Below are 20,468 nucleotides of genomic sequence, written 5' to 3' on the forward strand. Positions count from 1 at the left end.
TGCTCACCAGAATCCACAAGTTCATCGTCATCCAAAGTCTGGGGCGGGATCACGCGGGACTCCTCACCCGCACCTTCGAACCAGCTCGGCGCATCCTCCCGCCGAGCCTGATCCCGCCCCTCCTACGGGAACCCTCGGCCTGTGCCGACTGCCAACAGCCGGCAGCAGACCCCCCGAGGTCGAGGGCTCCTTCCCCTGCCGGTGTGGCGGACGTGCGACCTGCGTCCGTCACACCGCTCCCAATCCGTCTCACAAAGGAGAGCTTTGTCATGGACCGCGATGGCCAAACGGCGACCACCTGCCCAGTAGCTTCGGTCTCACTCGCTGGTGGCCGTTGCAGGGTCAGAGTGTGGTTTGGCGACCATGCGATCGCGGACTACACGGCTGAGCCCGCTCTCGCGCTGCGCTACGCCGCCGCGATGGAGCGCCGCTTCCTTGGCCTCCGGGTCACGATCGACCAAGAGGCACAAGGTGGGACGCCATTGCCCGCTGAACATTGGTGGGCGGTGGCGCCGCAATGATCACGACGCTCAGAACCAATTCGCCGGATACGGCGGTGCCTGATGCACCGCGCAGGTTCGTTCTACAGCGTGATGTCGATGTCAGCGGGATCAGCGGCACCGGAGACATCGCCGAGGGAGTCGAGTGGTCGGACGGAACGGTCGCGCTGCGGTGGCGGGGGAAGTGGGCAACCACGGTGGTGTGGGACTACGGCCTCGATGCCTTGCTGGCAGTCCACGGCCACGGCGGCAAGACCTTCGTGCGGTGGCTCGACGCCAACAGATGAACGAGCGACAACTGTGGAGCGTCCAGCTGTGGCTGGGTGAGTACTTGATCGAGGAGCACATCGCCCCGGCTGCACTCGCCGAACAGTACGCGCAGGTCATCAGCCTGCGCATCCACGGCCTACCGGGCCGGCACCTGCGGTGTCAGCGGATCACCGACACCACAGCCCAAAGCCGGCCGGCGCGGGACGAGATAGCGAGTCCGTCCTGGGCCGGCCGTTCCAAACCCAACCCATGAAGGAGAAAATCATGAGCAACGATGCGAAGGATCGTTACAACGATCGTCGGGACGTCACTCCTGATCGGCGCCGAGAAGCAACCGGACGGAGTCGTCCGTGGCCGTGTCCAACCAGATCCGGCCACGTTCATGCGTACTCGCCGGGAGACTGACTATCCCGCCCGCCTCGATGGCGTGTACGACGCTGCGCGCGACCAGCCAGGCGACGAGATCCGTCAGCTGACCGGTCCCCTACCCGATCTGTGGGAGGACTGGGAACTGCGATGCCTGTACGAACTCGACACTCCCGACATCGAGAACCGATCCGCGACCCGCGACGACGGCACCCAACTCCTGTGGCTCCTTGCGGCTGACGGATCCTGGGCAAGGGTCGACAGTAGCCATCGGGCTATCCACCAGAGTGGTCCCCGGCGTTTGTGGGACGATTTGGAGCGCGTCCAGGCCCGATGGGAAGCGGCCGGGCGTTTCCCACTCCATGACATGGTCGTCGAGTTCGGCCCAGACCAGAGCAAGATCATCGGCGCCGATGCCAAGTGGACGTTTGAACTCTAGATCCCGTCTAGAGAACCACGGATCTCGTCGCTCCAAGTGCAATCGGGGGACGACGACCGTGAATCATCGGCAGTCCTCGCGTCGTGCGGTCCGCACCGCTAGTGCGGCGCGTGCGCACAGCCACGGGTGGGCGGGAGCGGCGCGTAGATCGGCGACGAAGGAGCCGGGCTGCGCGCCGCGGGGTCGGAGCAGTCAGATTTTGAATTCGAGGGTGGGCCAGAGTTCGTAGAAGGCCTCTCGGGAGGTGTTGCCGCGGTACTCCTCCGCGGCGTGCAGGCGGCCGTAGGTGAAGGGGTTGCCGCCTTCGGCGTAGACCTGGAGGGCGAGGGCGCGGAGGAGGTTGCGGGAGACGACCGAGTCCTGGTGCTCGCCGAGGATCTCCTGGACCTGTTCGGCGCGGGCGGCGAGTGCGGTGGCCTCGTCGTCCAGCACCGGTACGGCGGACTCGGCGGCGTAGCGGAGGCGCTTGGCGGACTTGCGCACTTCGTGGAGCTGGTGGTCCTGTTCCGCGGTGGTGTCTGCCTGTTGGGAGCGGCGTACGGCCTTGCTCATTCGGTCGTAGTCGTGGGCGAGGAGGTCGCCGATCTGCTTCGCCGCCTTCCGGTCGTCGCCGGTGATCGGGGGGTTCGCGATCAGTTCGTCCAGGGCGTCGAGGAGCTGGAAGTACCGCGGGCTCTCCAGGGCGGCCAGCGCACCGGTGCGACCGTCGCGGTAGACGCGGCGGAGGTGGTCGTCGATCCGGCCCGCGACGCGGCCCATCACCAGCTCGACGGGCTGCTCGGCGACCTCGGCCGCGAAGTGTTCGCGCTGGACCTCGGCGTCCCGCGCGACCCCGAACTCACCGGCGAGCCACTTCAGCTCCGCCCGCAGCTCGTCGCCGCGGGCCCGGTCGACCACCTGACGGTACGTCGCCAGCGCCGACCGCAGCCGCCGCGTCGCGACCCGGAACTTGTGGATCGAGTCCGGCACGTCCCGCCGTACCTCAGGATCCCGTTCCCGGATCGCCCGCACCTGCGCACCCGCGTACGCCCGGAACAGGTCCGACGTCCGCGGCTTCTTCGGCAAGGTGCCCTCGTCGTACGCCGGGACGCGGTCGCCGAGCGCCCTCGCCAGCTTGCTCGGGCCGGCCGCCGGACGGGCGCCCGCGTCGATCAGCAGATCACCCGCGGCCGACAGCAGCGCGCTGTCGCCGTCGACCAGCTCGACCTCCCACTCGCGCCAGCTCTCCGGTTCGGCACCCGCGACCGTCGCGGTCACGTGGTCGTCGGCCAGCTCCGCGAGCACCGCGCCGTCCGTGTCGAGCAGCCGGTGCACCACCCGCCGGGTCGCCAGCGTCACCACCGGCTCCAGCGCGCGGTCCCGGACGTGGACCCGGACCGTCCGCACGACTGCGATCGGGACGTTGCGCACCGACCGGCCGAGCGGATACCGGACCTCGACCCGCCCGGACGTCCCCGGGAACTTCACGTGCCAGCCGTCGTCCTCGCCGCCGGTACGCCGCCGCAGCGTGACCTTGTGGGCAGCCAGGTCCAGGGCGGCGGTGTCGTAGTACACCGCCTTCAGGCCGAGCTCGACCGGCTGCGCGACACTCGCGACCCCGGGCAGCTCGTGCAACGCCGGCACGATCGCGTCCTCGCCGACGTCGTACTTCGTCTCGATCTCGAGCTGCTCAGTCGGGGCCATCTCCCTTGTTTACCAGGCGTTCATGAACAGGACCTCAGATCGTCTACCAATCGTTGCAGATCCCGATCGGTGACACCGCCGAGCGTCGGGCGGAGCTGACGGCGGCGGTTGCGGTTCAGGGCGCGGCAGATTGCGGCGATCAGGATCAGGAAGGCGATCATCTTCGGTCCGGTGGGTCGGGGTGGTGGATTCCCATCCCTCCACGGTCGCGCCACAATGGTCCAGTGAACAGGTCCAATCCGGCACCAAGTGGCCGGTCCATAGGCGGTGCGGACTTCCTGCAACTGGATCCGTCCGAGGCGCCGCCCGGCGGTCTGGCCGACTGGCTCACCGAACGCCTTCGCACGGCCATCGCCGACGGACACCTTCCGATCGGCACCCGCCTCCCCGCGACCCGCACCTTGGCTTCCGACCTGGGCATCTCCCGAGGTGTCGTCACCGAGTCCTACCAACGACTGACCGAATACGGCCAACTATCAGGCCAAGGCCGTGCCGGCACCATCGTGGTGGCAGCCCCGCTCCCGCCAACAAGAAGAACAGCAGCGGAGGGAAGCCGCCCAGCAAGGCGTGCAGTTGCTGGTGGAGCAGGTGGTGGCAGCCGGTCAGCACGTGGTGGTCCCGGCCGTGCAGCAACTGGTGGGGTGGTGGGGGCTCCTGGGGTGGAGGTTTTTGATTGGTTGCGAGGGGTCGACGTTCGGGTGGATCTGACGCCAGGGGTGCCGGATTTGGCGGCATTTCCGCGCGCGGCTTGGTTGCGGGCCGAGCGGGCGGTGCTGAGTGATCTGGGGGCTGGGGAGTTCGGGTACGGCGATCCCGCCGGGACCATGGCGCTCCGGCGGGCGGTGGTGGGGTGGTTGGCGCGGTATCGGGGGATTGCCGCCGAGCCGGAGGATCTGATCGTGGTCGCGGGGGTGGCGCAGGCGCTCGCGCTGGTCACGCAGATGCTTCAGCGGCACGGGGTGCACGAGATCGCGGTGGAGGATCCGGGGTCGCTCGGTTCGCGGCAGCATCTGCAGAGCTGGGGGATGGCGACCCCGCCGATCCCGGTGGACGACCGCGGCCTGCAGGTCGACGTACTGCGGAAGTCCGAGGCCGCGGTGGTGATGACGACCCCGGCGCACCATTTCCCGACCGGCGTGGTCCTCGACGGGGAGCGCCGCCGCGAACTCGTCCAGTGGGCGAACGACGGCGGCCTGATCCTCGAGGACGACTACGACGCCGAGCACCGCTACGACCGGCCACCGGTGCCGGCGATCCGGGCGATGCTCCCGGATCAGGTGTTCTACGTCGGCAGCGTCTCCAAGCTGCTCGCGCCGGCGCTGCGGATCGGCTGGATGCTGGCGCCCCCGCAGTACAAGGAGGAACTGATCGCCCGCAAACGGCTCGCGGACCTCGGCAACGCGGCGCTCCCGCAGCTCACCCTCGCGCACCTGATGGAGTCCGGCGAACTCGAGCGCCAGCTCCGGCTGCTCCGCCGCCGGCACCGGACCCGCCGGGACGCGATGGTCGCCGCGATCCGCAACCATTTGCCAACAGCAACCATCCACGGCGCGGCCGCCGGCCTGCACCTGACGATCACGTTCGACGAGGCGGACGACGTCGCGCTCGCCGCGGCCGCGCTGGAGGCCGGGGTGAAGTGCCACCCGCTCTCCTGGCACTGCCAGCTCCCGCACGCCCCCGGCCTCGTCCTCGGGTACGCCGCCCGCACCCCGACCGAGATCACCGACGCGATCGCCACCATCGCGAAGGTCAGCTAGGACGACGAGTCAACAGATACAGCAGGTACGGCGCCCCGAAGAACGCGGTCACCACCCCGACCGGGAGGACCGTCGGCGCGACCACCGTCCGCGCGAACAGATCCGACGACACCACCAGCAACGCCCCGATCGTCCCCGGAACCAGCAACCCGGGCCGCGCCACCAGCCGGCGCGCCAACTGCGGCGCCACCAACGCGACGAACCCGACCGGCCCGGCCGCCGCCGTCGCGAACGCCGCCAACCCGACCCCCAACCCGATCAACGCCCCACGCGCCAACTCGACCCGTCCCCCGAGCGCCCGCGCCAAGTCGTCGCCCAGCTCGAGCAACCGCAGCTGCCGCGTCAGCACCACCGCAGCCGGCGCCCCGACCGCGAGCGTCACCCCGATCAGTACGACATGCGTCCACGACCGCCCGGCGAGACTCCCCGCGAGCCACATCGACGCGCTCTTCGCCGTGTAGATGTCGGCCAGCGTCAGCAGGTACGCCGTCAACGACCCGAGGATCGCCGTCACCCCGACCCCGACCAGCACGAGCCGATTCCCCGACATCCCGTTCCGATAGGCCAGCGCATACACACTGACCGCCGCCAGCAACGACCCGAGCAAGGCGCCGAGCGGGATCCACCCGCTGCCGATCACGGTGATGATCAGTACGGCGGCCAACGCGGCGCCCGCGTTGATGCCGATCAGGTCCGGGCTGACCAGCGGGTTCCGGGCGAGCTGCTGGAAGATCGCGCCGGAGATCGCGAACGCCGCCCCGACGCCGATCCCGACCAGTACGCGGGGCAGCCGGTTGTCGACGACCACGTCGTACGTGATCAAGGTGCCGTGCCCGGACAAGGTCCGCAGTACCTCGGCGAGCGGCAGCGTGTAGTCGCCGCGGGTCAGGGCGTACGCACCCACGACGACGGTCAGCACGGACGCCACCACGCCGACCTTCACAGCGCAGCCATCCGCCGGCGCCGGACCAGCGCGATGAACAGCGGGGCGCCGATCAACGCGGTCACGATCCCGACTTGCAGCTCCGCGGGACGCGCGACGACCCGTCCGGCGATGTCGGCGAGCAGCAGCACGATCGGCGCGAGCAGCATCGACCACGGCAGGATCCGGCGCTGGTCCGGTCCGACGATCAGCCGCGCGACGTGCGGTACGGCGAGCCCGAGGAAGCCGATCGGTCCCGCGATCGCGGTCGCCGTACCGGCCAGCACCACGACCGCGGCGCCGGCGAGGACCCGGACCGCGGCGACCCGGGTACCGAGCGCCTGGGCGAGGTCGTCGCCGAGTGCGAGCTGGTTCAGCGACCGGCCGAGGACCAGCGCGAGAACGATGCCGACAGCAACGAACGGGACGGCCTGGACGACAATCCCGTGGTCGGACAGTGACAACGAGCCGACCACCCAGAAGCGGTACTCGTTCAGCGTCGACAGGTCGAGCAGCGTCGCCGCGGACGTGATCGACCCGAGCAGCGCGGAGATCGCCGCACCGGCCAGCGCGAGCTTCACCGGCGTCATACGGCCGACGGCGCCGACCAGGTAGACGGCCACGGTGGCGACGAGCGCCCCGCCCATCGCGAACCAGACGTAGCCGGTCAGGCTGTGGATGCCGAACACCCCGATCGCCGCGACGACCGCCACCGCGGCGCCGGCGTTCACGCCGAGGATGCCGGGGTCGGCCAGCGGGTTCCGGGTGACGGCCTGCATCACCGCGCCGGACAGCCCGAGCGCGGCGCCGACCAGCAGCCCCGCGACGGTCCGCGGCATCCGCAGGTACCGGACGACGCGGTCGCTGTCGCTGCCGCTGAAGTCCGCGAGCGCCCGGTACACCTCGCCCGGCCCGATCCAGTGCTCGCCGACGCACAGCGACAGCACCACGACGGCCGCCAGGACGACGAGCAGGCCGGCGGCCCGCTTCACTTGACCAGGGCGTGTCTGGTGATTCCGCGCCGTAGCGAGGAGGTGCCGTGCCGGGTGCCCCGCAGTAGGCGGGGAATCACCAGACACGCCCCGGGTCGGGATGCAGGATGTGGCCGAGGTTCTCGGTCGTGTACGCGCCGCGGACGCCGGCCGAGTGGTTCGCGAACAGCCACGGTACGACGTGCTTCGCGCGCACTGCCTTCAGGTTCGCGAACGCCGGATCGACGAGGATCTTCCGGACGTCCGGCTGCGATGCCGCGGGGGTCAGCCCGGCGTCGCAGCACCCGCTGATCAGCACGTAGTCCGGGTCACGCTTGATGAACTCCTCGACGCTGATCTTCACGTTCCGCTTCGAGGTCAGGTCGGCGAACGCGTTCACGCCACCCGCCTGCCGGATCAGGACCGTACCGAAGTCCGGGCCGCCGGACACCGTCATCCCGCCGCCCTCGAGACCCGGGCGGATGATCGCCACCGTCGGGCGCGGCGCGTCCTTCACGGCGCCCTCGACGGCCGCGATCCGCTTCTTCTGGTCGGCGATCACCTGCTCCGCACGGTCCTGGACGCCGAACAGCCGGCCGAGGTCGCGCAGGTCGGCGTACACGTTGTCCATCGAGACCGTCGACGGGTCGATCGCCTCGTCGCCCTTGCCGTCCGCGGTCGGGCAGAGCGGGCTGAAGATCCACGTCTGCACGCCGAGCTCGGCCAGACCCTTCCGGCTGCCGAAGCTCCCGTCGCTGCCGGCCGCGCTGAACACGTCGTTGAACCCGGACAGCACGAAGTCCGGGTTCAGGCTGAGCAGCTCCTCGCGGCTCGGCAGGTTCTTGAAGTACTTCGCCTTCGACTGCGCGGCGGTGTACTCCGGCAGCACCTGGGAGTCCAGGTACGCGGTCCCGACCAGGCGGTCCGAGATGCCGAGCGCGTGCGCCATCTCGATGGCCGGCTGGTACGCCGCGAACACCCGCTTGGGCGGGCCGTCGACGGACACGTCGATCCCGCAGTTCTGCACCGTGGTGGCGGCCGCGGGCTTCTCCGCGGCGGACGGCGCGCAGCCGGCCAGCACACTCAGCGACAGGGCAACAGCAAGCACACGTACGACGGCCATGGGCGGACCGCTCCTCCAGCACCTCGTGGACGGGTCAGCGCCGTGGCCGGTCTCCTGGCTGACGGGTACCGCGTCCACCAGCCTGACCTTCCCAGCCGCTCACACGACCAGTGGTCCCCCTCACGGAGTACGACAGGTGCACATCCCGATCACAGTGGCGAGGGCCGCGCCGGTACTTCACCGGCTTCCCGAACACCACGGCGCGGCCACCCTAACACCCGGCCTCAGTGGGTATAGAGCGACGAAAGCGCGAGCGCGAACTGGGTCATCAGGTCCGGGTTGACCGCGCGGGCCGGCAGCGGGACCAGGTCGACGAGCTTGTTGTCGCCGACCCGGATCGTGGTCCGGCCGGTCGCGGTGTCGATGTACCCCTCGTCGCCGAGCGGGATCGACTGCGAGGTGGCGGCGTTGCGGAGCGGCGCCATCAACGCCTTCGCGTCCGGCTCCCGGCGGACCGACGAGTACAGCACGCTGGTCGCGGTGATCCAGCCGCACACCGGGTCGCCGACCAGGGTCTCCCCGTCGCGGCGGGCCGTCGCCGCGACACCCATCACCTTCTCGGCCGCGTCCGATCCGCGGTCGCACTCCGGCCGGGTGATCTCCAGCGCCGGCACCGACAGCCCCGGCGCCTGCCGGGCGACCTCCTGGCCGATCACGACGTACTTCGCGAGCGTGGCCTGCGGGCCGGTGATCTTGTAGAGCCGGTGGTCGAGCAGGAACACCACGAACTGGCTCGTGCCGTACCCGCCCTCGCCGAGGTTCGCGGCCACGGCCGGCTCGCGCCCGTGCGCGGCGTACGCCTTCCGGGCCGCCGCCAGCGTCGCCGCCGTCGCCTGCAGCACCGAGACGCCGACCCGCAGCACCGGACCGCCCTCGGCGGCGCTGAGGCTCAGCTGGCAGACGTCGTACGACGGGATGTCGATCTCGGCCGGCGGATTCTGCCGGTCGATCTTCACCACCGGCACCGCCAGCGTGGTCCGGACCAACGTCTCGTCCATCCGCTGGCACAACGTGTCGGCCGGAGTCGCGGACGCGGTCGGCGAGGGTGTGTCCGACGGGGTCGCCGACGGAGTGTCGAACCCGCTGACCGAAACCAGCGGCGCCACACTCGGCGCAGTCTCCTGCCCGTGTCCACCACACCCCGCGAGCAGTACGACGGCCAGCCCGGCGGCGATCAGGGTACGCATGATGTGTGTGACTCTAACCGGCGGTGCGGAGTTGCCTTTCGCGGACGGCGTGTTCGTCGGTGCGGGCGTCGTACCGCCAGAACTCGCGGAGCCAGAGCGAGGTGGCGACCACGCCGGCGACGCACATCACCCCGCCGCTGACGATCGCCGTACGGACGCCGGTGAGGTCCGCGACCAGGCCGGAGCGGGCCTGGCCGCCGAGCGGGCCGAGCGAGTAGCCGAGCATCTCGATCCCCGCCAGCCGCCCGCGCATCTCGTCCGGGATGGTCTGGTTCCAGATCACCGAGCGGAACAGCACCGAGACCATGTCGCAGGCGCCGGCCAGCGCGAAGAACCCGATCGCGAACCAGATGTTCGGCGCCAGCCCGGCGATTCCGACCGCGGCGCCCCAGCCGATCGTCGCGAGCACGACCGCCCGCCCCTGGTGGTGCACGTGCTTGGCCCACCCGCTGGTCAGCGACGCGCACATCGCCCCGATCGCCTCCGCGCTGTACAGCAGCCCGAGCAGCTTCGGCTCCTTCAGGACGACGGTCGCGAACGCCGGGAACAGCACGATCGGCATCGCCAGGAACATCCCGACCATGTCCACCAGGTACGTCGCCAGCAGGTCCTTGCGGCGGAACGCGTACACGATCCCGCCGCCGATCGCCCGCAGGCTCGGCGCCGTCGTGTGCTCTCCCGACCGGTACGACCCGAGTCGCGCGTACAGCAGCGTCGCGAACACGATCCCGGCCAGCTCGACCGAGAACGCCCAGGTCACGCCCACCGAGCCGACCAGTACGCCACCCAGCGCCGGGCCGGCGAGCTGCCCGATCTGCGAGGTCAGCGAGCTGAGCGCGACCGCGGCCGGGATCTCCGCGTGTTTCACGACCCGCGGCAGCAGCGCCTCGCGGGACGGCCGCTGCAGCGACGAGGCGACCGCGTTCAGCGCGCCGCAGACGTAGATCAGCCAGACCTGCGGGTGCGCGAGCAGCGTGTTCACCACCATCAGCGCGGAGATCACCACCTGCGCGATCCCGGTGCCGACCAGCAGTTTCCGGCGTTCCACGTGGTCGGCGAGCGCACCGCCGTACAGGCCGAACACGACCAGCGGTGCGATCGTCACCAGGCCCATCGCGCCGACCGCGAAGTTCGAGCCGGTGAGCTGGTACAGCTGGTACGGCAGGGCGACGTACCCGACCATGCCGCCGAGGAAGAAGACCGAGCCGGCGACCAGCAGGATGCGGAAGTCGCGGGAACCACGCCACGGGGTCAGATCGACACGCAACCGGGCCAGCCGCGCGCGGAGACTTGCTGCCACCGGAACATGGTGACAGGTCCGACCGCCCGGACGAACCTGATTAACCGCCAGCCTTTCCACCAGCATCGAAAGGATCCGGGAGCGACCCGGCGCCGTCCTAGCGTGACAACCGATTGGTTGCCCAAGGCGTCAATCTCGCCGGTCGGGAAAACCCCGGCCGATCCTCGGGAATCGGAGAACAACCGCATGATCTCGATCAAGTCGGCCGGTACCAGGCTGCTCGCCACCCTCGCCGTCGGCGCAGCGGCCGGTACCACCCTGCTTGTTCCGTCGGCCGCGCACGCCGCCCCCGCGTCGCAGACGGCCACCACCAACGCCACTGCTGCCACCGCTGCCACCGCCACGCCCTCGGGCGGACTGCTGCGGCCCGGTCAGTACCTCAAGCCCGGTCAGTACCTCCGGTCGCTGAACAAGGTCTACACGCTGGTCATGCAGACCGACGGCAACGCGGTCCTGATCAAGGGCCGGACGCCGATCTGGGCGACCATGACCAACCGCAAGGCGTCCTCGCTGATCATGCGCCCCGACGGCAACCTGGTCGTCGTCTCCGGCCGTACGGTCGTCTGGGCCAGCGGCACCGGCGGCAGCACCGGCGCGATCCTGAACGTCCAGAACGACTCGAACCTGGTGCTCTACAACGTCCGTCGCAAGGCGGTCTGGTCCCGCTACATGGTGATGGTCAACCTGTACCCGGGCCGCGTCCTGGCCTCGCCGGTCGCCCTGTACTCGCAGAACCGGGTGTACCGGGCGCAGATGCAGGCCGACGGCAACCTGGTCGTCGTCCGGTACGGCAAGACGCCGATCTGGAGCACCAAGACGGTCAGCAAGGGCGCGTTCGCGACCATGCAGACCGACGGCAACTTCGTCGTGTACAGCGCGGCCAAGAAGGCGCTCTGGGCCACCAAGACCACCCGTAAGGGTTCCGTGCTGCAGATGCGCGACGACGGCAAGCTAGCGATCGTCTACGGTCGCACGGTCGTCTGGACCAGCTGAGAATCTCCTCAGGTCTGAGCCGCGGGTTGCCCTTTCGGGCACCGCGGCTCAGTCGTTCGTGAGCGGCAGCAGCCCGGTCAGGTCGGTCCGTTCGCCGCTGGCGCGGAGTTTTCCGGACACCCGCGCGTCCGCCCAGCTGATCCGGCCGAGCGCGACGTCGATCCACAGTTCGACCGGCATCTCGATCACGGCGCCCGGCGTACCGCGGGTGTGGCGCGGGCCCTCGATGCACTGCACCGCGCCGTACGGCGGGATCCGTACCTCCACCGCGTGCCCCGGCGCCTTCGCGACCAGGCGGTTCAGCAACGTCTTGGTCAGCAGCTTCAGCTCGGCGCGTTCCGCCGTACCGTCGTCGTAATGCCGCAAGGCCTGCTGGAAAGCGGTGTCTGACATCTCCACGACGTGCCAGCGTACGCGGCGGTTTGCGGAGACGCCCCTCTTGTCAGGGATAATCTGCCGGGAGAGAGGGAAGCGAGGTCGGGATGCTCACGCCCAGGCACCAGGCGCTGCTGATGACGCTGGCGGGAATGACCGTCGGCGTGGTCGCGTTCGGCACGGTCGTCGCCGTCCACGGCGGCAACCCGTTCACAGCGCACGACGAGCCAGTGAGCATCGTCAGCCCGACCCCGTCGAGTACGCCGAGTCACGGCGACGGCCTGCAGGCGGACGGGCTGCAGTACGTCGTGCAGAACTTCGGCACCGACAACGACCCGGTGTCCGCGGAGGTGCCGACCGGCTGGAAGAGCTCCCAGAGCGGCACCCGGCCGAAGTTCGTCGACTCGACCGGCGTCTGGCAGATCCGGTTCGACACCCGGGGCAGCAAGCAGAGCCCCGAGGAGCTGGTCCGGGGCCGCGAGCGCAGCATCGAGGAGAAGGACCTGCAGGTGATGAGCCGCGACAACGGCCTGCTCGTCTACACCTACGTCGACAAGACCCGCGGACCGCGGATGGGCCTGTCGCGCTGGATCTCCCTCGACGGCGGCAAGTCGTCAGCCGTCGAGATCACCGTCGGCGGGCGCCCCCAGGACGAGGCCGGCCTCCGCGCCGTCCTCCAGCACGCCGTCGACACCCTCAAGGTGCCCGTCGCCCCCGGCGACAACCGGCCCAACTAGGGCACGTCTCGCGGGGCCGGGAAACGTGCCCTCAGCACTTGATGTCGGCTGCCGGGGTGTTGCCCTGCACCAGGTAGCTCTCGACGACGTTCTTCACGCAGGCGTTCCCGGACAGGTATGCCGTGTGGCCGTCGCCGTCCCGGGTGACCAGGACACCGCTTTCCAGCTCGTGCGCCAGGCCGACCGCCCACTGGTACGGCGTCGCCGGGTCGCGCGTCGTACCGAGCACCATGATCGGCTTGGCACCGGCCGCCTTGATCGGGTGCGGCGTGTTCGTCGGCTTCACCGGCCAGTTCACGCAGGACACCGACGACCAGGCCATGAACTCGCCGAACCGCGGTGACGCCGCCTTGAACTTCGGCACCTCCGCCTGGATCTGCGCGATCGAGGTGGCATCCGGGCGGTCGCTGCAGTTGACCGCGATCTGCACCTCGTTCGAGTTGTCGGCGTACCCGGTCGGCTTGCGGTCGGTGTACTCGTCGGCCAGCGCGAGCAGCCGGCTGCCGTCGCCGGACAGCCCGGCCGCGACCGCGTCCTCGAGCCGCGGCCAGAACTCCTTCAGGTACAACGGGTAGACCAGGCCGAGCATCGCCAGCGCCTGCGTGACCTTGCGCTGCCCGTCGCCCGGGAGCGGGGTCTCGTCGGTGTTCTTCAGCAGCTGGTCGACCTTCGCGAGCACCTCGTCCTTGCTGCTGCCGAGCTTGCAGGACCGCTGCGCGCAGTCCTCCGCGAACGCGTCCAGCGCCTTGTCGAAGCCCTTCGCCTGCTCGATCCCCATCTCCTCGGACGTGATCGCGGGGTCGACCGCGCCGTCCAGTACCATCCGGCCGACGTTCTTCGGGAACTCCTCGGCGTACGTCGCGCCCAGGTACGTCCCGTACGACATGCCGAGGTAGTACAGCTGCTTGTCGCCGACGATGCCCCGCAGTACGTCGATGTCGCGGGCCGCGTCCTTCGTATTCACGTGCGGCAGCAACCGCCCCGAACGCTGCTCGCAACCGGCCGCGAACTCCTTCGACTGCCTGTCCAGGTCGGCGATCTCGGCCGCGTTGTCCGGACTGCCGTCGGCCGCGATCATCGCGTCCAGCTGCGCGGTGTCCAGGCACTTCACCGGCGTCGACTCGCCGACCCCGCGCGGGTCCCAGCCGATCACGTCGAACTTCCGCAGTACCGACGATCCGAACAGCATCGGCGCCTGCGCCGCCAACTCCTGCCCGCTCGCGCCCGGGCCGCCCGGGTTCACGAACAGCGTGCCGATCCGGCCGCCGCGGTCCTTCGCGAGCACCTTCCGGGCGCGCAGCTCGATCGTCTGACCGGCCGGCTTGGTGTAGTCCAGCGGCACCTGGATCGTCGCGCACTGCTGGTTCGTGCCGCAGCGCTGCCAGTCCGGCCGCTGCTGGTAGAACTTCTCCAGCCCGGCCGGGATCGGCCCGACCGGTCCGCTCGGCGGGTTGCTGCCGACGCCCGGCGCCGTACCGTTGCCCGCGTCCTGGGCCCGGCTCGCCACCCCACACCCACTCACGCCCACCGCAAGAGTCGCCAGCAGTACGGCCGCCCCGCCCCGGGCGAAGCGAGGGGCGGGGCGAGTGCGGAATCTCACTGGGCGGTGTCTCCCTCGTCGTCGTGGTGCAACCGGCGCCGCCGGCGCGGTTTGCGGGCGCGACGCTCCTCGCGCGTCTCTTCCGGTACTTCGTCGGGTACGACGGGCGGCGCGTCCGGGGTCGTCGTCGCGGACGCCTCGTACTGCTGCCGCGGCGAACACACGTCCGCCCGGCTGCACGCACACCGCCGGCCCGAAGCCGCCAGCCGGACGACCACGGTGTCGCTCGGCACGTTGTGCCCGACCACCACTCCATCACCCGCGGGGGTCTCCACCGCGGATCCGAGCGCCGGGGCCTTCGCGTTGAACTCCTGGTACAGCGGGTGCTCGTACTTCAGGCAGCACATCAGCCGGCCGCAGGCACCGGAGATCTTCAACGGGTTCAGCGGCAGGTCCTGGTCCTTCGCCATCCGGACGCTGACCGGCTCGAAGTCCTTCAGGAACGTCGCACAGCACAGGTCCCGCCCGCACGGCCCGATCCCGCCCTGCAGCCGGGCCTCGTCCCGCGCGCCGACCTGCCGGAGCTCGATCCGCGCCCGCAGCGCCCGCGCCAGGTCCCGGACCAGCTCCCGGAAGTCCACCCGGTGCGGCGCCGAGAAGTACACGATCACCAGCTGGTCGATGTCCGGCCGCCGGTCGACGAAGTCGATCCCGACCACCTTCATCGGCAGGTCGTGCTGCCGGATCGTCCGCTTCGCGATCACCCGCGCGTCGGCGCGCCGCTGCCGGTTCTGCTCGTCCCGCTCGAGATCCTTGGACGTCGCCAGGCCCGCACAGGCCGGCAGCCCGCCGACCTCCTCGGTCACGAACTGCGGCGCCCAGACACACTCCGCAACCTCGGGCCCGTCGTCGGTAGGCACCAGCACCTTGTCCCCCACCCGAGGCCGAAACTCCCCCGGATCAAGGTAGTAAAGCCGCCCGTACCGCTCGAACGACACCGCCATCACCATGCCCACGCGGCCAGACTACTTGCAGATGCCCGCACAAGCCCCCACACAGCCCCAGGAACAGCCGCGGGGTTCTCCCTTGGTGTTGCCGGTTCTCTGCTGGTGTCAAGGGCGGAGAAGGGGCAACGCGAGCGGATAACCCTCCTTGTCGGACGGCGCCGTTCCTGTTGCTGGGGGCAAGGGTCAGCGGTGGGTGTTCTTGACGGTGCCGGTGAGTTTGTCGGTGCCGGGGCCGTAGGCGGCGCAGAGGACGCGGCGATCGCCGGAGTTCCAGGTGCGTTTGTCGGGGGTCCACCAGGCGAGGTCGAGCTCGGACTCGTCGCGGGACTTGCCGACGTACGAGCCGAACGGGCCGGCGCAGGCGCGATCGGCGGCGTCGTCGATGGCCCTGTCGCCGGGGTAGGCGCCGGGCGGGAGCGTGACGCTGGCGACGATTTCGCCGTCGTGTTCGACGGGGCAGTCGCGGCGGAACACCTCGTCCTCGACGCCGGTCTCGTCGAAGCAGTCGCCGATCGCGAGCTCGTCGACGTACACCTTGGATCCGGGGCTCGGCGCACCCGAGTCGTCGGTGGAGGAGCCGAACGCGAACGCCAGCGCGATCAGCGCCACGTAGCCGAGCGTGACCAGCGAACCGATCACCACCCCGGCGATCGCCATTCCCTTGCCGGCCTGCGGGCGTCGGCGGATCTGCACGAGCGCGGCGATCCCGAGCCCGATCGCGACCGGCGCGGAGATCCCGACGACGATCCCGCCCAGCCCGGTCACGAGGGAGGCGGTTGCCAGCCCGTTCGTCCCGCCCTGCCCACCCGCGTACCCGTACCCGTACCCATATCCGTACGGCTGTTGCCCATAAGGCTGTTGCCCGTACTGCGGCTGCCCATAGGGCGGCTGTTGCCCGTAAGGCGCCTGCCCGTACGGCTGCTGTCCATAAGGCTGTTGCCCGTACGGCTGCTGTCCGTACTGCGGCGGCTGCCCCGGCGCCGCCCACGGCGTACCACTCGGTTGCTCCGGGCGCCCATAGCTCGGGAACACCCGCGTCGGGTCGTGCGGCCGGTCCTGCGGCCGTTCCGATGGCGGCTCGGATCCGTACGGCGGCTGAGTCACGTCGTCTCCCACTCCCCCGCAGGCGCTACCGCTGCGCTCCGCGCATCGTACCGCTCAGGTGCATTCCCGGCATCCCGAGCAAGCAGAGGACGTTGCCGTCAGCAACGGCGTGGTCCTCGAGCACCACGTAGTACATGTCCAGCTCGGACCGTTCGTAGGGCTTCCCGACGAAATCCACGAACGCGCCCGCGCACTGCTGGGTCGCCTCCGCGCCGGTCTGCGCGCCGGTCAGCCCGACCAGCGCCGCCTGCACCTTCGCGTACGCCTCGCCGGTGTGCGGCCCTGCGCAGTCCGCGATCCGTACCAGCCGCAGCGCGTCCGACTCCAGGTCCGCGTCGAAGCAGCGGCCGACGTCCACCTGCGAGATCGACACGGTCCGGCCGATGCCGCGGCGGTGTTCGGCGATCAGGTTGAGCGTGACCGCGGTACCGATCGCGAGCACCCAGCACAGCGAGACCAGCAACGCGCCGTACGCGAGCCGCTTCCCGTGCCCGCCGGCCCGTTTGATCCGGCGCAGCGCGACACCGGCCAGCACGACCGCGATCGGCACCAGCCCGGGCAGGCTGACCGCGAGCGCGGCGATCGCGTACCCGTCCTGGCGTTTCACCGGATCCGGGACGCCCTCCAGCCAGGATTCGGCCGGCGGCAGTGGTTGCCGCACCGGCTGGATCGGGGAGGAGGGCTGGGTCATCGACGTCCGTTTCGGGAGGTGGCGCCGGGCTACCCCGGACACCCCCAGTCATCGGACCCGCCCGTCTCGGTGTTACAGCTGCCGCCCAGTTATCGGACGTGAGTCACGTCTCGACGGCAGTTCTCAGCGCAGCACCCGGCGCGGAATCGTGAACCCGTCGCTGCGACCCTCGAACAGCGAGACCGTCATCGCCTCGAGCGCGACCAGCGGCGCCACGTTCGCCTCGATCGCCTCCCGGCACATGCCGATCGCGTCGATCCGGCGGATCGTCTGCTCGGGCGTGGTCCGGGCCGCGAACTGCTGGATGTTGCGCTCCAGCTCGGCGTTGATCAGCTCGCCGCCGGCCCGGGTCTGCACCATCAGGACGTCCCGGTAGAGCGCCATCAGGTCGACCAGCGAACGGTCCAGGACGTCGCGCTCCCACCGCTTCGCACGGGCCTTCTGCTGGTCCTCGAGCTCCTTGAGCGCGGCGTTCGCCTCCCGCGGCTTGGCGCCCTTGGTGCCGACGCCGAGCGCCTGCTCGAGCGCGGCGCGCTCCTTCTCGTCGACCTTCTCCGCGCTCGCCTTGGCCTCTTCCTTGGCCGCGTCGACCAGCCGCTGCGCGGCCTTCAGGCAGGCGCCGAGGTCACGCAGCGCGAACGGCACCTCCAGCACCCGCGTCCGCCGGTCCCGTACTTCGGCGTCCCGCGCGAGCGCCCGCGCCCGTCCGATGTGCCCCTGCGCGGCCCGGGCCGCGAACCACGCCAGGTCCGCGTCGACGTCGAGCTTCGCGGTCAGCATCTCGGCGACCGCTGCCACCGGCGGCGTCCGCAGCACGAGCAGCCGGCAGCGCGAGCGGATCGTCGGTACGACGTCCTCGACGGTCGGCGCGCACAGCACCCAGACGGTCCGCGGCGCGGGCTCCTCGATGCTCTTCAGCAGCGCGTCCGCGGCCTGCTCGGTGAGCCGGTCCGCGTCCTCGACGACCATCACCTGCCAGCGGCCCTGCGTCGGGCTCATCGCGGCCCGGCGGACCAGTTCGCGGACCTCGCTGACCCGGATCGACAGCAGTTCGGTACGGATCAGCGATACGTCCGGGTGCGCGCCGCTCATCGCCGTACGGCACTCGTTGCACTCGCCGCAGCCGTTGTCCGCGCACTGCAGCGCGGCCGCGAACGCACGGCCCGCGTTCGACCGGCCGGACCCGGGCGGCCCGGTGATCAGCCACGCGTGCGTCATCCCGTGGACCGCGGCGCCGGACTCACCTCGCAGTACGGCAGCCGCGCCGTCCACGGCCTTCCGCAGTACGGCGACGGCAGGCTCCTGCCCGACCAGGTCGTCCCAAACACTCATAGGTCCACCTTCGGGAGCATCGGTTGCAGGCGTGCCCGGATCTGCCGGGCAATGTCCTCGCGGTCTTGGGAGGCGTCCAGGACCAGGTAGTGCTGCGGCTCGGCGGCGGCCAGTTCGAGGAACGCATGCCGGACCCGCTCGTGGAACTCGTCGCCCTGGGCCTCGATCCGGTCCCGCTCCCGGAACCGGCCGAGCCCGCTCTTCGGCGGCAGGTCCAGCAGGATCGTCAGGTTCGGCCGGAGGTCGTCGGTGGCCCAGCGGTTCACCCGCTCGACGTCGGACAGGTCGAGGTCCCGCCCGGAGCCCTGGTAGGCGAGCGCGGAGTCGACGTACCGGTCGGTGATCACGACGGCGCCGCCCTTCAGCGCGGGTTTGATCACCGAGTCGACGTGCTCGGCCTTGTCGGCGGCGTAGATGAGGGCCTCGGCGCGGTGCGAGATGTCGCCGGTGGCCGGGTCGAGGACGATCTGGCGGAGCGTCTTGCCGAGCTCGGTCGCGCCGGGCTCGCGGGTCAGCAGCACCTGCTGGCCCTGGTCCTCCAGCCACTTCACCAGCAGCGCGGACTGCGTCGACTTGCCGGCGCCCTCACCGCCCTCGAGCGCGACGAACAGCCCGGTTGTCGGGTAGTGACCGCGGGTCTTGCCGAAACTCCGCCGGACGTCGCGCCAGAACGGCACGCCCGGCCGGTCGTCCATCTGCCGCCAGGCGAGCAGCCCGATCACCCCGGCGACCACGGCGGCGATCACCATCGTCATCGAGGCTCCGTTGTACGTCGCCGAATGCCCGGCGATCGTCCAAGTGTGCCGCCCGATCGCACCCGCGGCGAACGGCGCGATCGCCAGCGTGACCGCGAGCACCGTGCGTACGGCGGACTGCACGAACGCGAACGTCCGCCCGCGCACCGCGTCCGGCACCTCGAGCCCGAGCAGCGTGTACCCCGACACCCACGAGCCGCCGGCGCAGAACCCGAGCAGGATCGCGATCATCGTGGCGATCTCGATCTGCTGGATCAGCGCCAGCGCGGCCAGGCAGATCCCGGACCCGACCAGCCCGGCCGCGAACAGCCGGCGCCGGGACAGCCCGGAGAAGATCCGCTGCGCGAACCCCATCCCGAGCGCGAGCCCGCCGAACACGGCCCCGAACAGCAGGCCGTACCCCGGGTCGCCGGCGCCGAGGTCCTCGACGTACGTCCGGCCGAGGCCGACCACCACCGCGCCCGCCGCGAACGCCCCGGAGATCCCGACCACGAGGCCGCGGACCACCGGCGTGCCGGTGACGTACGACCAGCCCTCGACCATCGTCCGCCACAGCGTCGGGTGGTCCTCGTGGTCATGCACCGCGCGGCCGATCTCGGCGACCGACACGATCGCGAACGCCGAGATCGCGAACGTCGCGGCGTTCACGTACACGGCCAGGTCGATGGCGAAGTCGCCGGCCCAGCGCGAGACCAGCGTGATCGTGGTGAAGATCGCCGCCGCCGGGAGCGCCGAGCCGTACGTCGTGATCAGGCTGAGCTGGTTGGCCGCCTCGAGCCGGTGCCGGGGCACCAGGTTCGGCACGCTGGCGTCCTTGGCGGGGCCCCAGATCAGGCTGACGACCTCGATCAGCACGGTCGCGACCAGCAGCCAGGTGAGGGTGTGCACGATCGGGATCGTGACGAAGAACGCGGCCCGGACCAGGTCGCCGACGATCATCGTCGAGCGCCGGTCCAGCCGGTCCGCGACCCAGCCCGCGACCGGTCCCATCACCAGCGCCGGCAGCACCCGGAGGAACAGCACGCCGCCGATCGCGAAGTTCGCCAGCTGGTAGTTGTCGCCGGCAAAGGACTTCGCCATCGCGGTCAGCGCCAGCAGGCCGATCCAGTCGCCCAGGCTGGACAGCCCGAACCCGATCCACAGCCGCCGGAACGCCCGAATCCGCAGCACCGCGCGCACATCGTGCGCCGGTGCAGGGTCTGTCAGCGGGTCATAGGCCTCCGGCACACCGCAAGCCTAGTGGGCAGCGCGGACAGCCCGACACGCATCCCGATCGCAACTCTCCGGGACCAGGTCCACACTGAAAGTAGTCGAGCGTTCGGGGAGCCGATGAGCCACGTCAAAGCACACCACAGCAGACATCGAATGCCTCGACGCGGCTCGGGCGCACCCGTCGGCGTCGCGGCGATCGCGACC

General features: G+C 70.4%; 20 protein-coding genes and 1 riboswitch. Of the genes, 6 read left to right on the plus strand and 14 right to left on the minus strand.

Annotation, left to right across the window (positions count from 1 at the left end; genetic code table 11):
• The first annotated feature begins 517 nt into the window (after positions 1-517).
• Genes ACXJJ3_RS19115 through ACXJJ3_RS19125 form a run of 3 tightly spaced genes read left to right on the plus strand, consistent with a single transcriptional unit; the run spans position 518 to position 1,575 of the window.
• On the plus strand, positions 518-787 hold the full coding sequence (locus ACXJJ3_RS19115; protein ID WP_458171551.1) for a hypothetical protein: 270 nt from the start codon (positions 518-520) through the stop codon (positions 785-787).
• The gene (locus ACXJJ3_RS19120) at positions 784-1,023 is read left to right on the plus strand and encodes a hypothetical protein (protein WP_458171552.1); all 240 of its coding nucleotides are present in this window, start codon (positions 784-786) and stop codon (positions 1,021-1,023) included. The genes ACXJJ3_RS19115 and ACXJJ3_RS19120 overlap by 4 nt, the downstream gene beginning before the upstream one ends.
• Positions 1,024-1,044: 21 nt before the next feature.
• Complete coding sequence (locus ACXJJ3_RS19125) at positions 1,045-1,575, plus strand: hypothetical protein (protein WP_458171554.1); 531 nt, start codon at positions 1,045-1,047, stop codon at positions 1,573-1,575.
• 192 nt (positions 1,576-1,767) lie between these two features.
• Here ACXJJ3_RS19125 and ACXJJ3_RS19130 read toward each other — a convergent pair whose 3' ends face one another.
• Both ACXJJ3_RS19130 and ACXJJ3_RS19135 read right to left on the minus strand, forming a co-directional pair.
• Positions 1,768-3,258, minus strand: a complete 1,491-nt coding sequence (locus ACXJJ3_RS19130) for a CYTH and CHAD domain-containing protein (protein WP_458171556.1) — start codon at positions 3,256-3,258, stop codon at positions 1,768-1,770.
• A 20-nt stretch (positions 3,259-3,278) separates the two neighbouring features.
• Positions 3,279-3,419 carry a hypothetical protein gene (locus tag ACXJJ3_RS19135; protein ID WP_458171557.1) on the minus strand — a complete coding sequence of 47 codons (141 nt, stop codon included), beginning with the start codon at positions 3,417-3,419 and terminating at the stop codon, positions 3,279-3,281.
• Positions 3,420-3,482: 63 nt separating this feature from the next.
• On the opposite strand from ACXJJ3_RS19135, the gene pdxR reads away from it, so the two are divergent.
• The gene (pdxR, locus tag ACXJJ3_RS19140) at positions 3,483-5,015 is read left to right on the plus strand and encodes a MocR-like pyridoxine biosynthesis transcription factor PdxR (RefSeq protein WP_458171558.1); all 1,533 of its coding nucleotides are present in this window, start codon (positions 3,483-3,485) and stop codon (positions 5,013-5,015) included.
• Here pdxR and ACXJJ3_RS19145 read toward each other — a convergent pair.
• From ACXJJ3_RS19145 to ACXJJ3_RS19165, 5 genes are all read right to left on the minus strand, one after another.
• On the minus strand, positions 5,008-5,958 hold the full coding sequence (locus ACXJJ3_RS19145) for a FecCD family ABC transporter permease (RefSeq protein WP_458171559.1): 951 nt from the start codon (positions 5,956-5,958) through the stop codon (positions 5,008-5,010). The two genes, pdxR and ACXJJ3_RS19145, sit on opposite strands and share 8 nt — an antisense overlap.
• Positions 5,955-6,929, minus strand: coding sequence for a FecCD family ABC transporter permease (locus ACXJJ3_RS19150; protein WP_458171560.1), 975 nt, complete (start codon positions 6,927-6,929; stop codon positions 5,955-5,957). Before ACXJJ3_RS19150 ends, ACXJJ3_RS19145 begins: the two co-directional genes overlap by 4 nt.
• A 76-nt stretch (positions 6,930-7,005) precedes the next feature.
• Complete coding sequence (locus ACXJJ3_RS19155; protein WP_458171561.1) at positions 7,006-8,031, minus strand: ABC transporter substrate-binding protein; 1,026 nt, start codon at positions 8,029-8,031, stop codon at positions 7,006-7,008.
• Positions 8,032-8,058: 27 nt separating this feature from the next.
• Positions 8,059-8,246: riboswitch (cobalamin riboswitch) on the minus strand.
• A 9-nt stretch (positions 8,247-8,255) separates the two neighbouring features.
• Positions 8,256-9,218: a hypothetical protein gene (locus tag ACXJJ3_RS19160; RefSeq protein WP_458171563.1), complete on the minus strand. Its 963-nt coding sequence runs from the start codon at positions 9,216-9,218 to the stop codon at positions 8,256-8,258.
• Between the two features lie 13 nt (positions 9,219-9,231).
• Positions 9,232-10,518, minus strand: a complete 1,287-nt coding sequence (locus ACXJJ3_RS19165; RefSeq protein ID WP_458171564.1) for an MFS transporter — start codon at positions 10,516-10,518, stop codon at positions 9,232-9,234.
• A gap of 186 nt (positions 10,519-10,704) precedes the next feature.
• On the opposite strand from ACXJJ3_RS19165, the gene ACXJJ3_RS19170 reads away from it, so the two are divergent.
• A complete protein-coding gene (locus ACXJJ3_RS19170) occupies positions 10,705-11,511 on the plus strand; it encodes a hypothetical protein (protein WP_458171565.1) in 807 nt (268 codons plus the stop codon).
• Between the two features lie 48 nt (positions 11,512-11,559).
• Here the strand turns inward: ACXJJ3_RS19170 and ACXJJ3_RS19175 are convergent, their stop codons facing one another.
• Entirely contained in the window at positions 11,560-11,904 is a 345-nt protein-coding gene (locus ACXJJ3_RS19175) for a sterol carrier family protein (RefSeq protein ID WP_458171915.1), read from the minus strand.
• 89 nt (positions 11,905-11,993) lie between these two features.
• On the opposite strand from ACXJJ3_RS19175, the gene ACXJJ3_RS19180 reads away from it, so the two are divergent.
• On the plus strand, positions 11,994-12,623 hold the full coding sequence (locus ACXJJ3_RS19180) for a hypothetical protein (protein WP_458171566.1): 630 nt from the start codon (positions 11,994-11,996) through the stop codon (positions 12,621-12,623).
• Between the two features lie 31 nt (positions 12,624-12,654).
• Here ACXJJ3_RS19180 and ACXJJ3_RS19185 read toward each other — a convergent pair whose 3' ends face one another.
• The 6 genes from ACXJJ3_RS19185 to tmk form a co-directional block, all read right to left on the minus strand.
• Entirely contained in the window at positions 12,655-14,130 is a 1,476-nt protein-coding gene (locus ACXJJ3_RS19185) for an alpha/beta hydrolase (RefSeq protein ID WP_458171567.1), read from the minus strand.
• Between the two features lie 89 nt (positions 14,131-14,219).
• Positions 14,220-15,173: a PSP1 domain-containing protein gene (locus tag ACXJJ3_RS19190; RefSeq protein WP_458171916.1), complete on the minus strand. Its 954-nt coding sequence runs from the start codon at positions 15,171-15,173 to the stop codon at positions 14,220-14,222.
• A gap of 180 nt (positions 15,174-15,353) precedes the next feature.
• Positions 15,354-16,274 carry a DUF4190 domain-containing protein gene (locus ACXJJ3_RS19195; RefSeq protein WP_458171568.1) on the minus strand — a complete coding sequence of 307 codons (921 nt, stop codon included), beginning with the start codon at positions 16,272-16,274 and terminating at the stop codon, positions 15,354-15,356.
• Positions 16,275-16,299: 25 nt separating this feature from the next.
• A complete protein-coding gene (locus ACXJJ3_RS19200) occupies positions 16,300-16,965 on the minus strand; it encodes a DUF4190 domain-containing protein (RefSeq protein WP_458171569.1) in 666 nt (221 codons plus the stop codon).
• 123 nt (positions 16,966-17,088) lie between these two features.
• Positions 17,089-18,297 (minus strand): DNA polymerase III subunit delta', encoded by a 1,209-nt coding sequence (locus ACXJJ3_RS19205; protein ID WP_458171570.1) that lies wholly within the window; start codon positions 18,295-18,297, stop codon positions 17,089-17,091.
• A complete protein-coding gene (gene tmk / locus ACXJJ3_RS19210; protein ID WP_458171572.1) occupies positions 18,294-20,279 on the minus strand; it encodes a dTMP kinase in 1,986 nt (661 codons plus the stop codon). Before tmk ends, ACXJJ3_RS19205 begins: the two co-directional genes overlap by 4 nt.
• Positions 20,280-20,468: the final 189 nt, after the last annotated feature.

This window comes from Kribbella sp. WER1 (genome assembly GCF_054189145.1).

Coding starts and splice junctions, on each gene's coding strand:
- ACXJJ3_RS19115 (WP_458171551.1), top strand. CDS start 518: ATGATCACGACGCTCAGAACCAATTCGCCGGATACGGCGGTGCCTGAT.
- ACXJJ3_RS19120 (WP_458171552.1), top strand. CDS start 784: ATGAACGAGCGACAACTGTGGAGCGTCCAGCTGTGGCTGGGTGAGTAC.
- ACXJJ3_RS19125 (WP_458171554.1), top strand. CDS start 1,045: ATGCGAAGGATCGTTACAACGATCGTCGGGACGTCACTCCTGATCGGC.
- ACXJJ3_RS19130 (WP_458171556.1), bottom strand. CDS start 3,258: ATGGCCCCGACTGAGCAGCTCGAGATCGAGACGAAGTACGACGTCGGC.
- ACXJJ3_RS19135 (WP_458171557.1), bottom strand. CDS start 3,419: ATGATCGCCTTCCTGATCCTGATCGCCGCAATCTGCCGCGCCCTGAAC.
- ACXJJ3_RS19155 (WP_458171561.1), bottom strand. CDS start 8,031: ATGGCCGTCGTACGTGTGCTTGCTGTTGCCCTGTCGCTGAGTGTGCTG.
- ACXJJ3_RS19160 (WP_458171563.1), bottom strand. CDS start 9,218: ATGCGTACCCTGATCGCCGCCGGGCTGGCCGTCGTACTGCTCGCGGGG.
- ACXJJ3_RS19170 (WP_458171565.1), top strand. CDS start 10,705: ATGATCTCGATCAAGTCGGCCGGTACCAGGCTGCTCGCCACCCTCGCC.
- ACXJJ3_RS19175 (WP_458171915.1), bottom strand. CDS start 11,904: ATGTCAGACACCGCTTTCCAGCAGGCCTTGCGGCATTACGACGACGGT.
- ACXJJ3_RS19180 (WP_458171566.1), top strand. CDS start 11,994: ATGCTCACGCCCAGGCACCAGGCGCTGCTGATGACGCTGGCGGGAATG.
- ACXJJ3_RS19190 (WP_458171916.1), bottom strand. CDS start 15,173: ATGGTGATGGCGGTGTCGTTCGAGCGGTACGGGCGGCTTTACTACCTT.
- ACXJJ3_RS19200 (WP_458171569.1), bottom strand. CDS start 16,965: ATGACCCAGCCCTCCTCCCCGATCCAGCCGGTGCGGCAACCACTGCCG.
- ACXJJ3_RS19205 (WP_458171570.1), bottom strand. CDS start 18,297: ATGAGTGTTTGGGACGACCTGGTCGGGCAGGAGCCTGCCGTCGCCGTA.